The organism is Streptomyces sp. NPDC059788, assembly GCF_042732265.1.
Taxonomy (GTDB): domain Bacteria; phylum Actinomycetota; class Actinomycetes; order Streptomycetales; family Streptomycetaceae; genus Streptomyces.
Window position 1 is genome coordinate 75,767 of the sequence record NZ_JBHWHY010000014.1, and the last position, 12,112, is coordinate 87,878.

Consider the following 12,112-nt stretch of genomic DNA (forward strand, 5'->3'; position numbering starts at 1 on the left):
AGGTCGGCACCGGTTCGCAGACGACCGTGCCGCAACATCGCGCGATCACGGCCATGCGCCCTGATCTTCGACCACGGAGGAGTACGACGCCATGACCGCGACCGCTGTCGACGACCTGGTGAGCCGCATCCGCGACCACCGGTGCCACCACCACCCGATCTTCGACCACTGGCGGCAGGCGCCGCCCGGCAGCGCCGTTCTGGCGGCCCTGTTCCACCAGATCCGGAGTTTCTGCGACGCCACCCGGCCGGGCGGGCAGTTCCCCCGGGCCCTGGCGACGCACCGGCTCTCGGCCGAGAGCGCACTGCTCCAGGAGATCGTCGAGAGCGAGGAGAACCACGGCGCCGACCTCGCGACGATGGCGGGACACCTCGTCAACCGCGCCGCCGGCCGGACGGTCTTCCCCGACATCCACGACCAGGGCCTGGTCGAATCCGGTCTCAAGGAGTACTCCGACCACCTCCTCGGGAACCTGCCGGGATACGACCCGGAAACCGGACTGCTGGCGCAGACACGCCGCGCGCGTGCGGTCTTCGCCGGCAGGCAGCGGACCGGCCGGGAAGCCACGCTCCGCAACCTCGGAACGGCGCTGGCACTGGAGATGATTTCCAACCGGCACCTGATTCCCGGCTGGAAGGCCGCGCTGATCGACTCCGGCCACTACGGCGTCGCCCTCGAAGACCCCGAAATGCACTACCTGCTGGAACACTGGGGCGAGATCGGCGCGGAGGAACAGCACGAGAAGAACGCGATCGCCGCCGTCGGATCGGTCCTCGGCCCCACCACCGAGGCGCTGATCACCGAGGGCGTGGATATTTTCCTCGATGCCCTGACGGCGCTGTGGGACGTGCTCGACGCCGCGCTGCTGGCATCCGGTTGCCCCACGGACGACCTCGTCTCCGCGTGAGCCGGTCACCGGTGCGGAAGAAGGGCGCGGGCAGCCGGTTCGACCTGCTGGCCCACGACTACGCGCTGATGGCCGCGGAGAATCCCGTACGGCTGCACAGCGAGCGCCACACCTTGCTGGAAGTGCTCGGCGACATCCGCGGAAAGACCGTGCTGGACATGGGCTGTGGTGCCGGGCAGTACACACGGCTCCTGCGGGAACGGGGTGCGGCGATGGTCACCGGGATCGACATCTCGGAAGGGATGCTGGAATACGCCCGGCAGCGGGAACGCGACGAACCGCGCGGACTGCGGTATCTGCACCGGAATGCCGCTCGTCCACCCGCCGCACCGGACACGGAAATCGACGGCACCTGCGATGTGGTGTTCTGCGTGTACGCGCTTCCCTACGCGAGCACCCAGCAGGAGCTGACCGCCATGTGCCGGACGGCGCGCCGCTCGCTCAGGCACGAAGGCGGGCGCTTCGTCACGGCCGTATTGAACCCGGATATCTCCACGGTGCCGGGCTGGTACGCCCCGTACGGCTACGAGGTCGTGAGCGCGCCCGGAACGGAGCACGGCACGGCGGCCGACGGTTTTCCGTACCGGGCGAGAATACGGGTGGGCGACGGTGCGGTGACGCTCGACGCGTACCGCTGGTCGGTGGCGGCCCATGAGCGCGCATTCCGGGAAGCCGGATTCGGTCACCTCACCTGGGTGACACCGGCGGTTTCCGACGAAGGCCGCCGCCTGTTCGGCGACGCCTTCTGGCGGAACCACCTTTCCTGCCCGCAGATCCTGATCGCGGACTGCACGGCGGTGGCCGGACCGGACGGGCCCCCTTCGCCGGCCGTCACCGACTCGCCGGAAGGCAGCGCATGACCGCCCCTCGGCCACCGCACGACCGGTCGCTGAGCCTCTATGCGCTGTCGTCGCGGAAAGGGCGCCAGGACGCCCGCAGCCTGTTCTCCCGCCTGAGCCGGGAAGCACCCGTCCACTGGGACCCGTACGCGGGGACCTGGCTGGTCGCGGGCCCTGTCGAGGCGGCGCGGGTGTGCACGGGCGAGGAGTACAGCGCCGTACGGCTGTCGGGGCTGGGCCGCTCCACGACGCCGGGCGATCCGCCCGACACGCGGGACCTCGTCGGCGACGTACTCGCCCGGCAGGCCCTCTTCCTGGACGGCCCGGCGCACACCACCTGGGCGCGCGTCATCCGTCACGCCCTCGCGCCCGGCCGGATCGACGCCCTCGCCCCGTGGATGCGGCGCAAGGTCGCGGAACTGGCCGACGCCGGCGGAGGCCACCACCTGGACGTCACCACCGACCTCGCCCGGCCGCTCCCACTGGAAGCGATCGCCCGGCTGTTCGGCCTCCCGGCCGCCGACCTGCCGGCGATGCGGGTCTGGTCGGACGCCTACACCCGCATCGTGACCGGCGTCGCCCCCGAGGCCGATCCCGGAGTGTACGCACGGGTCGCCGAGTTCACCGACTACGCGCGCGACCTGGTCGGGCACCGCCGGGCCGCGCCCGGACCGGACAGCCTGAGCGCCCTGATCGCCGGGGCGGACGCCACCGCGACGGTCACCGACACCGACATCGCCGCCAACCTCCTCATGCTCATCGCCGCCGGACACCAGACGACCACCGGCTTCCTCGCGGGCGCGGTACTCGAACGCGTCCGCCCCTCGTGGGGCCCGCTCGGGACGGACCTGCCGCCGGAAGCCGAGGTGGAGGAGCTGCTCGCCCGGGTCTCCCCGTCCCGGTTCGTGGGACGGCTGGTCACCCGGGACACCGAGCTGGGCGGCCGGCGGCTGCGATCGGGGGAGTCGGTCGTGGTGCTGCTCGCCGCCGCCAACTGGAGCGCGCTGTCCGATCGCGGGGACCGTGGCGCACTCACCCGGCACAGCGCGTTCGGCCACGGCAGACACCGCTGTCCGGGCGCCCGGCTGGCACGCCTCGAAGGGAGACTCGTGCTGGAGCACCTCTTCGGCGCCGGACGGCACCCGACCCTGTCGCGCCCCTGCGGGCCGTGGTCGGACAACGTGAACCTGCCGTGCCCGCTGCACGTTCCGCTCTCGCTGAGCAGCCCTGCGCAGAAGGGGAGAACCGCATGACTCTGGTCCAGGACGGCTCGGCAGCGGCCGCCACCGGCGCCGGCGGCGCTTGCGTGCCCGACATGGTGGAGGAACACGTCCGCCGCCGGCCGACCGCCGCTGCCGTCGACGCCGCCGACGGCCGTATCGACTACGCGGCCCTCTCGGCCCGCGCCGGCCTGTGCGCGAGGGAACTGCGCCGACGGGGCATCCGGCCCGGCGAACCGGTGGCCGTACGCATGACGCCGTCCGCCGCGGGTGTCGGCGCGCTGCTCGGCGTGCTGCGGTCCGGCGGCGTGCTCGTACCGCTCGATCCCGTGCAACCACCGTTGCGGCAGCGGGAGATCACGGGTCTCGCCGGGGTCCGGCTGACGCTGTCCGAAGGCGCGGGCACCGAGCCGTACGCGGTCACCGACAACGGCAACGCGCCCCGCACCCTCGGCGCGACGCCCGGCGCCGCGTACGTCATCCACACCTCCGGCAGCACCGGCACTCCCAAAGGGGTGGTGTGCACCCACGCGGCGCTGGCCAATGTGGCGCACGCCCAGCGCACGGTCTTCGGGATCACGCCCGGCGACCGGGTGGCGCAGCTGGCCCCTTGGTGCGTCGACGCGTTCCTCTTCGAAATCACCCTGGCGCTGACCGCGGGCGCCTGTCTGCACGTCGCCACGCCGGACGACCGCTACCCGGGGCCACCGCTGGAGCGGTTCCTCACCCGGACGCGGGCCACCGCCGCAGTGATCACTCCCTCGGGGCTGCGCGCCCTGCGGCCCGAGCAGGTCCCCGGCCTCCACCTGGTCGTCAGCGCCGGCGAGGCCCTCCTCCCCGGCCCGGCACGAACCTGGGCGGCCGGGCGGCGACTGGTCAACGCCTACGGCGTCACCGAAGGCACCATCTGGACCAGCTACGCCGAACTCGACGACGAAACGCTCGGCCGCTACGACGGAACGGCCGGACACGACGACGGAACGGCCGGACACGACGACGGAACGGCCGGACACGACGACGGAACGGCCGGGCACGGCGACGAAACGGCCGGCAGCGGCAACTCGGTGCCCCTGGGGCGCCCCATCCCCGGCTGCTCCCTCACCGTCCTCGACCGGCAGCTCCGGCCCGTCCCGCCGGGGACGCCCGGCGAGGCGTACATCGGCGGTGCCGGCCTGGCCGCCGGATACCTCGACCACGACGAGCTGACCGCCGAACGCTTTCCCGCCACTCCCACGGGACGCGCCTTCCGCACGGGAGACATCGTCGTCCGGGACGCCGCGGGCGGCCTGAGATTCGTCGGGCGCGACGACGAACAGGTCAAACTCGGCGGCGTCAGGATCGAACTCGGCGAAGTACGCCACGTCCTGAGCCGGCACCCCACCGTCCACGACTGCACCGTGCGCCGGGACGGCCCCCGCCTGGTGGCCTACGTCGTCCCCCGCCAGGACGCCGCGGTCGACCGGTACGCCCTCACCGAATGGCTCGAACAACGGCTGCCGATCCAGATGGTGCCCAGCCTGTACGTGCCCATGGCGGCGCTGCCGCTGACTCCGTGGGGAAAGCTGGACGTCACCGCCCTGCCCGCGCCGGACAAAGAGGTCGCCGCCCAGCAGGACCGGACATCCACCCCGGGAACCGCCACCGAGTCCTGGCTCACGGCTCTCGCGGCGACGCTGCTGGGCGTCCCCGCCGTCTCCCCGCGCGACGACCTGTTCCTGATCGGCATGACGTCGGTGACCATGGCGCGGCTGCTGCGCCAGGTGATCGAGGACCTCGGCGTCGACCTCGATCCCGTCGACGTCTTCGAGAACCCGACCCCGGCGGAACTGGCCACCGTCCTCGACGAGCGCGGCGCGGAGCGGACATGAGCACACCGACCCGGCAGACCGGCCCCGGCGGACCCGGGCCCTGGTTCAGCTACGTCACCCGGCGGCCCGGCCCCCGCCGGCGCCTGCTGTGCCTGGCGGGCGCCGGCAGCGGGCCGTCGGAGTTCGTGTCCTGGCACGCGGTGCTGCCCCCGGACACCGAACTGTGGCCCGTCCAGCTCCCCGGCCGCGAAAAACGCCTGCGCGAGGAGCCGTACACGGACCTGTCGGCCCTCATGACAGGGCTGACGACGGCACTGGAGGCGGCCGAAGGCGCCGCGCCGCTGCCGCTGATCCTGTTCGGCCACAGCTTCGGCGCCCTGGTCATGTACGAGCTGGCCCGCAGGATCGGCGCCCGGCAGCCGCACCGCGTCCAAGGGCTCCTGGTCTCGGGCCTGGCCGCGCCCGGCCGCCCCGCCCCGCACGGGGAGGTCGGCGGCCTCGGCGACACCGACCTGCTGGACTGGCTCCGCCACCTCGGCGGGACCCCCACGGAACTGCTCGACGAAGCCTGGTTCGCCACCTGGCTGCTGCGCGACGTGCGGGCCTCGTACCGTATCCGCGAGGCGTACACCGCCGCCCTCACACCGCCCCTGACCTGCCCCGTCACGGCCTTCGGCGGCCAGGACGACTTCGAGGCCGACGCCGCGGACCTCGACGCGTGGGCACGGCTGACCACCGGCCGGTTCCACCGCCACACCCTGCCCGGCGGGCACTTCTTCCTCCGCGAACAGCGCGCCCCCTTCCTCCGCCTTCTGGAACAGGAACTGCGCGAACTGAGCCACGCGGAGCCCCGGACATGACCCCGCGGACCTCCCGTGCGTTCGAGCTCTGGTTCCCCGGCGTCTCACCGGACGCAGAACCGCCCGCGCTGCTGTGCCTGGCCGGATCGGGCGCCGGCCCCGGGGAGTTCCGGCCCTGGAAGGACGCCATGGCGGGCCGGGCGCGGGTGGCCGCGGTCGCCCTGCCCGGCCGGGAATTCCGCGCGCGCGAATCCTGCATCACCGCCCTGCCGGAACTGGTCACGCAGCTGGCCGCCGCCGCCCGGCCCCTCCTCGCCGCACCGTTCGCGCTGTTCGGCTACAGCACCGGCGCCCTGGTCATGTACGAGCTGGCGCGGTCGCTGGCCCCCGAACTCCGGGGCAACCTGCTGCACCTGTTCGTCGGCGGGCAGCCGGCCCCGCGCTGGCCGCAGACGGACAGCGGCCACAGCGGCCAGACCGACGACCAGCTGATCGCCTACCTGCGCCGCATGGGCGGCACTCCGGAAGACGTCCTCAACAGCCCGCCGTTCATGCGTCTTTTCCTGCGCTGCCTGCGCGCCGACCTGCATTTCGCCGAACAGTACGACTATCCGGGCCCCGCCTGCCTGCCCTGCCCGCTGACGGTCTTCGCCGCCCGCCATGACGCCGTGGTTCCCCCCGGGACCCTTCCGGCATGGCAGCGGGAGACCCGGGGGTTCTTCCGGCACGTCCCTCTCCCCGGCACGCACTTCGCCCTCCGCACCGAGCGCGACCGGATTCTCAAGGAGATCGCCCACGGCTTGTCAGCTGCCCGCACCGCGTCACCCGGCACCGCGCTTCCAGGCGCTGTGTCACCCGGCACCGCGTCCCCCGGCATGGGGCCGCTCCCGGAGTGACGGGCCCGGCCCGGTGCGGCCCGGACCCGCCCCCGGCGCGGTGCGGTGATCACGAAAAATGGTCCGGACCACCCCCAAGTCGCACATATGATCCTCTCGCTCTGTTTTTCTGTTGGTTGTTTGTGGGGGGACTCTGCCCTGTGGGCACATCTCTGCGCGCGCTGCGCGCACTGTTCCTGCTGGCCGGCTTCTACGTTCTCGCCCTCGTCGTACTCGGTGTGCTCACCGGCGCCGCCGCCGTGGCCTGGTTCCGGGCTCCGCTCGGGAGCGCGCTCACGGTCACGGTCATCGCCGCTCTGCTGGGCCTGCCGGTCGTGCGGGGCATCGGCACGCTCGGCGCGGGCGGCCGGGACGGCGCCGACGGACTGCCGGTCACCGAGGCCGAGCAGCCCGAACTGTGGCGCGCCGTACGCTCGCTGGCCGAACGGACCGGCACCCGCGCGCCCGACGCCGTCCTCCTCACCGGAGAGGTGAACGCGGCCGTCCACGAGAAGACCCGGCTGCTCGGCCTGCTGCCCGGCCGGCGCCGTCTGTACCTCGGCGTACCGCTGCTGATCGGGCTCGACGAGCCGCAGCTGCGCTCGGTCATCGCCCACGAACTCGGCCACTACGGCAACGCGGACACCCGCCTCGCCGGCATCACCCTGCGCGGCCGCGACAGCGTGCTGCGGACGGTGGAGGGCTTCCGGGAGCCACAGCGGGAGCGGGCGCAGAAGACGCGGTCCCGCTTCGGACACCGGCAGCTGCTCAGCCCGTCCCTGTACAGGGCGATGGGCCGGCCGTTCCAGGCGTACGCGCGGTTCTACCTGCGGGCCACCCACAGTGTGGGACGGCAGCAGGAACTCGCCGCCGACCGGGTGGCAGCCCAGGTCGCGGGCCGGGACGCGACAGCCTCGGCACTGCGCGAGATCGCGGTCCTGGAGGCCGCCCACGACTTCTACCTGGGCCGGTACCTCGCACTGGGCGCCCGGGCAGGGCTGCTTCCGCCGCGCGGCGAGGTCTGCGGCGGCGTACGGCGCCTGCTCGACGACCCCGAGCTGCGGGTCGTTCTGGCGAAGCTGCGCGAAGATCCTCCGCCCGGCGAGATGTCCCCGTACGATTCGCATCCGCCGGTCGCCGAACGCGTGCGGCTGATCGAGGCACTGCCCGACGACGTCCCGGCCGCGGCTCCGACACGGTCCGCGCCGATGCCGTTGCGTGATGCCGGGCGGGTGCTGGTGGAACTGGAGGGCGTCGTCCTCACACCGGAAGCCCAGGCCATGGAACGGGCCGACTGGCCGGACCTGACGCACCGGGCGGCGTACGCGCTGACGGAAACCCGCGCGCGGCCGCTGCGGGCGGCGCTGGCCGCAGCCGGGCTCGCGCCGGGCGGCCCGGCGGCGGAACTGACGGCCCTGCTCGACGCCGCCGACTCGGGGCGGCTGTGGGAGGTCGCCGGCAACCTGCCCAAGTCGCCGGAAGCCGCCCGGGCGACCGGCCGGGCCGCACGCGAGTTCCTGCGCCCGGACCTGGAGCACGGCATGGACCACCTGGCGGAACTGGCCGTGGTGGAGGCGGCCGGGGCGCGTTGGGAGCTGTGCTGGTCCGCCGCTCCCCGGCTGCGACTGCCGGGGGACCGGGACGTGGCGGAGGAACTGGAGGCGGCGGTACGGGCGGCCGTCGCGGACGCCCCGGACACGAAGCCGCTGCGCGCCCTCCTCGGCCGCTGAACCCGGCGAACAGCCGTCAAGTGCGGGGAGCCGGTCGAACCGGGCGCCCGCCATCCCCCTCATCCACCGTTTCGCCGGTGATCACCGACACCTGGCGAATCCACCCTCGAACGGATCACACCTACCTCATGCACGGAGTACTTCCCGCCATCGTCCTCACCGTCATGCTCTGCGTCTGGCTGTGGAAGAGGAGACGTACGGCGAAGCTGGCCGCGGCGGCCGGTGCGGACCTGTTGCCGGTGGAGCGTCAGGACACGCTGCGCTCCTGCCCGGACCCCCAGTGGGACGCCGTGTCGGCGGCGCTCGCCCGGGGCGAGTGGCGGACCGCCGCGCGGGCGGTCACCGCTGTGGGCACCGACTGGGAGCGGCGCTGCGATCTGGTCGACGCGATCGCCGACGAGGCGGCCAAGGACGACACCTGGCTGCGTGCCTGGGAGGCCGAGCGCCCCGACGACCCGGACGCGGCCGTGGTCCGCGCGGCCGCGCAGGTGGCTCTGGCTTGGGAAATACGGGGTGGAGGCTGGGCCAAGGACACCACCTCCGAGCAGTTCGCCGGATTCCACCGGTTGCTGACGGAGGCCCGGGAGGCCTTCGCGCGGGCGGAGGCGCTGGCGCTGCCGGGCGACCCCACCCCGTACATCGAGAAGATTCCGCTGTACATGGGCCTGAGCGCGCCGCACGAGGCGATGCTCGAACTGTGGAAAGAGGTCACCGACCGCGCGCCGTACCACTACGCGGCCCACGCGAGCGCGCTCCAGTACTGGTGCGCGAAGTGGCGGGGCTCGGCCGAGACCGCGCGTGACTTCGCGGGCCAGGCCGCGGCGGCGGCTCCGCCCGGCAGCCTGCTGACGGCGTTGCGGCTGGTCGCCTGGTACGAGCACCACGACGACGAGGCGCCGGACGAGGCCTACGGCTGGCCCGAGGTCATGAGCATGACGGACGCGGCGCTGGTGGACGTCGGCGCGGCGCGCCCGGACCACCCGGCGCTGGCGTCGGCCAGGCACCTGCTGGCGTACTTCCTCACCAGGCAGGGCCGTTACGAGGTGGCCCTGGAGCAGTTCCGGGCGGTGGACGGCTACGTCAACGCGCGGCCGTGGTGCTACTACACGAAACCGGCCGTGGTCTTCTGCCACTTCCGCAGCAAGGCGCTGAAGGGGGCCGTGAGCGGCGGCTGAGGTCCTGCCCGACTGGCGCGACCTGCCCGAACGCCGGCCGAGAGACCTGCCCGGGCACCGATTGAGAGGCCTGCCCGAACGCCGACGTGCACATGGCGACTGATATGCTCGTCAGCTTTTCCGTTTCGACCCGATTCGAGGACTGTTCGTGACCGCACCCACCCCATCGCCCGACGGCCCGCAGCCCGTTGCCCCGGCCGCGGACGACCACGACCCGTGGAAGCCGCCGGCTCCCGGACAGGGCCCCGAACACGGCCCCGGACAGGGCCCCGCGCACTGGGCGCCGCCCGCGATGGAGCCGTTCATGGCGCCGCGCCCCCGCAACGGGATGGGCATCACGGCGCTGGTGCTCGGCATCGTCGGCGTCGCGCTCGGCCTGCTCGTCATCCTGTTCTGGCTGTCCTGGCTGCCGGCGCTGCTGGCCGTGATCTTCGGGTGTATCGGGGTGAGCCAGGCGCGCAAGGGCCTGGCGACGAACAGGGCGATGGCCCTGGCCGGTGCGATCCTGGGCGGCGTCGGGCTGCTGATCGCGGCCGGCGGCCTGGTCCTCACCGTCTTCACGGTGAAGAAGGCGGTCGACGACGGGCGCGCGAGGATCAAGGAGGTGCGGTCCTCGGCCTCGGCCGCGGAGGAGGCCCGCCAGCTGGCTTTCGGCGAGTCCTACACCTTCGCGAACGGTCTGAAGGTCACGGTCGCCGAGCCGCAGCCGTTCGTCCCCGACGACTACGCCTCCGGGCACGCCAAGGGCAACAAGGCCGTGCAGGTGACGATCACGGTGGTCAACACGGGCACCGAGCGGGTCGGGGTCGAGACCGGGCTGCCCAGCGTCAACGACGCCGACGGGGCCTCGGCGGAGCTGGTGATCGACGGCAGCGGACGGCAGAAGGTCATCTCCGGCTACGTCCTGCCCGGCAGGCAGGCCGTCGGCAAGTACGCCTTCTCGCTGCCGCCGGACGCCGCCGACAGCATGGAGGTCGAGTTCACCCCCGACGCGAAGCGGTGGCAGGACGCGTACTGGAGCGGCCCCACGAAGTGACGGGACCTTCCGGAAGTCCGGCCCGGCGGCAGCGGCGGAACACCATCCGCGAGCCGGCGCGGCGGACTTCCGGCTATCCGCCGTCGCCCACCAAAGCGGCCACCAGTCGTGTCATGGAAGGCCGCGGGTCGGGTGCGCCCGGCCGGCCGGTCATCAGGAGATGGTGGGCGGCGCCGACGACGGCGAGCGCCACGGAGCGCGGGTCGACCCGCTCCGCGACCCGGCCGAGTTCCTGTTCGGCCTCCAGATAGCCGGTGACGGCCTCCTGGATCGTGCCGAAGCCGGGCGCCCCGCCTTCCAGGGCCTCGCGGATGCGCAGGGTGGCGGTGGGGCGGGTCAGGGCCAGCCCCGAGATGGACGGGCCGCCGGAGACGAACAGCGCGAGGACGACGGCGTCGAGGTTGCGTGTCACCGTGTTCCGTCCGGCCAGTTCCGCCAGCGCCCGCGCCTTCGCGGCCGTCCGCGCGAACCGGTCGAGGCAGAGCGCGGCCACGAACTCGTCGAACCCCGCGAAGTGCGCGTGCAGCAGCCCCTTGGCGCAGCCCGCCTCCGTGGTGACGGCCCGGCTGGTCAGCGCGCCGGGCCCGTCCCTCTCCACGATGCGTTCGGCGGCGGCGAACAGCCGCTCGCACACGTCCGGCGTCGCCACTCCGCGCGGTGACATGAGCCCCTCTTCCGATCCGTCTCCGTCGCCCTCAAGGGCCACGACCCGACGCCCCCACGGGCGCAACTTCCGTGCATCGTAACCGGGATTGCCAGTTTGGGCACTTGCCCATACTGTTTGGGCGCATGCCCATTCTCCGTCGTCCGCCACGGGAGGCCGCACCATGCCCGACATCGTCAACACCGAACAGGCCCAGGCGTGGAACGGCCCCGAAGGCGTCCACTGGGCCCGTCACCAGGACCGCTGGAACGCCGTCAACGAGGGCTTCAATGCCCCGCTGCTCGACGCCGCCCGGATCACCGGGGACCGGACCGCCGAAGACCACCGGGTCCTCGACCTCGGCTGCGGCTCGGGGCAGACCACGCGCCTGGCCGCGCGCAGGGTGCCCCGGGGGTACGCGCTGGGCCTCGACCTGTCCGGCCCGATGCTGGCCGAGGCGCGGGCCCGCGCCGGGCGGGAGGGCATCGCCAACGTCTCCTTCGCGCAGGGCGACGCGCAGGCATACCCCTTCGAGGAGGGCGCATTCGACGCGGCGATCAGCCGTTACGGGGTGATGTTCTTCGCCGACCCCGTCGCGGCCTTCGGCAACATCGGCCGGGCGCTGCGCCCCGGCGGGCGCCTGGCGTTCGTCTGCCCGGCCGAAGCCGCGCTCAACGGCTGGGCGACGGCGATGGCGTCGCTGCGCGACCTCCTGCCGGCCGCCGGCCACGGGTGGACGGGGCTGCCCGGCATGTTCTCCCTGGCCGCTCCGGACCGTATCCGCGAGGTGCTCGCCGCGGCCGGGTTCGCCGCCGTCACCGTCAACCGGGCCCAGGTGTGCGGCGCATGGGGCGACGGAGCCGAGGACGCGGCGGAGTTCCTGCTGAACACCGGCCCCGGCCGCCACCTGCTGGAGCGCGCCGACGCGACCGTACGCGGCCGGGCCCGCCGCACCCTGACGGACCGTCTGCGCGCCCACGAGGCGGCGGACGGCACGGTGCGGCTGCGCAGCACATCGTGGCTGGTCACGGCGGACCGCCCGGCCGGCCCGCCGGACAAGTCCTGAATGGCCGGTTCCC

11 protein-coding genes are annotated in these 12,112 nt (G+C 73.3%); 10 read left to right on the top strand and 1 reads right to left on the bottom strand.

Annotated features, from left to right (window positions below; all coding sequences use genetic code 11):
• Nucleotides 1–91: 91 nt before the first annotated feature.
• The 9 genes from ACFV57_RS14630 to ACFV57_RS14670 all read left to right on the top strand — a co-directional run bounded on the left by ACFV57_RS14630 (nucleotide 92) and on the right by ACFV57_RS14670 (nucleotide 10,390).
• Entirely contained in the window at nucleotides 92–907 is an 816-nt protein-coding gene (locus ACFV57_RS14630; protein WP_385230611.1) for a hypothetical protein, read from the top strand.
• On the top strand, nucleotides 904–1,767 hold the full coding sequence (locus ACFV57_RS14635; protein WP_385230614.1) for a class I SAM-dependent methyltransferase: 864 nt from the start codon (nucleotides 904–906) through the stop codon (nucleotides 1,765–1,767). Before ACFV57_RS14630 ends, ACFV57_RS14635 begins: the two co-directional genes overlap by 4 nt.
• Nucleotides 1,764–2,999: a cytochrome P450 gene (locus tag ACFV57_RS14640; protein ID WP_385230617.1), complete on the top strand. Its 1,236-nt coding sequence runs from the start codon at nucleotides 1,764–1,766 to the stop codon at nucleotides 2,997–2,999. Before ACFV57_RS14635 ends, ACFV57_RS14640 begins: the two co-directional genes overlap by 4 nt.
• Nucleotides 2,996–4,834, top strand: coding sequence for a non-ribosomal peptide synthetase (locus tag ACFV57_RS14645; RefSeq protein ID WP_385230620.1), 1,839 nt, complete (start codon nucleotides 2,996–2,998; stop codon nucleotides 4,832–4,834). The genes ACFV57_RS14640 and ACFV57_RS14645 overlap by 4 nt, the downstream gene beginning before the upstream one ends.
• Nucleotides 4,831–5,634 (top strand): thioesterase II family protein, encoded by an 804-nt coding sequence (locus ACFV57_RS14650; protein ID WP_385230623.1) that lies wholly within the window; start codon nucleotides 4,831–4,833, stop codon nucleotides 5,632–5,634. The genes ACFV57_RS14645 and ACFV57_RS14650 overlap by 4 nt, the downstream gene beginning before the upstream one ends.
• Complete coding sequence (locus ACFV57_RS14655; protein WP_385230626.1) at nucleotides 5,631–6,470, top strand: thioesterase II family protein; 840 nt, start codon at nucleotides 5,631–5,633, stop codon at nucleotides 6,468–6,470. The genes ACFV57_RS14650 and ACFV57_RS14655 overlap by 4 nt, the downstream gene beginning before the upstream one ends.
• A gap of 140 nt (nucleotides 6,471–6,610) precedes the next feature.
• Nucleotides 6,611–8,179, top strand: coding sequence for a M48 family metalloprotease (locus tag ACFV57_RS14660; protein WP_385230629.1), 1,569 nt, complete (start codon nucleotides 6,611–6,613; stop codon nucleotides 8,177–8,179).
• Nucleotides 8,180–8,307: 128 nt separating this feature from the next.
• A complete protein-coding gene (locus tag ACFV57_RS14665; RefSeq protein WP_385230632.1) occupies nucleotides 8,308–9,354 on the top strand; it encodes a hypothetical protein in 1,047 nt (348 codons plus the stop codon).
• Nucleotides 9,355–9,502: 148 nt separating this feature from the next.
• Nucleotides 9,503–10,390: a DUF4190 domain-containing protein gene (locus tag ACFV57_RS14670; RefSeq protein WP_385230635.1), complete on the top strand. Its 888-nt coding sequence runs from the start codon at nucleotides 9,503–9,505 to the stop codon at nucleotides 10,388–10,390.
• A 73-nt stretch (nucleotides 10,391–10,463) separates the two neighbouring features.
• Here the strand turns inward: ACFV57_RS14670 and ACFV57_RS14675 are convergent, their stop codons facing one another.
• Nucleotides 10,464–11,054 carry a TetR/AcrR family transcriptional regulator gene (locus tag ACFV57_RS14675; protein ID WP_385230638.1) on the bottom strand — a complete coding sequence of 197 codons (591 nt, stop codon included), beginning with the start codon at nucleotides 11,052–11,054 and terminating at the stop codon, nucleotides 10,464–10,466.
• Between the two features lie 163 nt (nucleotides 11,055–11,217).
• Between ACFV57_RS14675 and ACFV57_RS14680 the strand changes: the two genes are divergently transcribed.
• A complete protein-coding gene (locus ACFV57_RS14680; RefSeq protein ID WP_385230641.1) occupies nucleotides 11,218–12,099 on the top strand; it encodes a class I SAM-dependent methyltransferase in 882 nt (293 codons plus the stop codon).
• Nucleotides 12,100–12,112 lie beyond the last annotated feature (13 nt).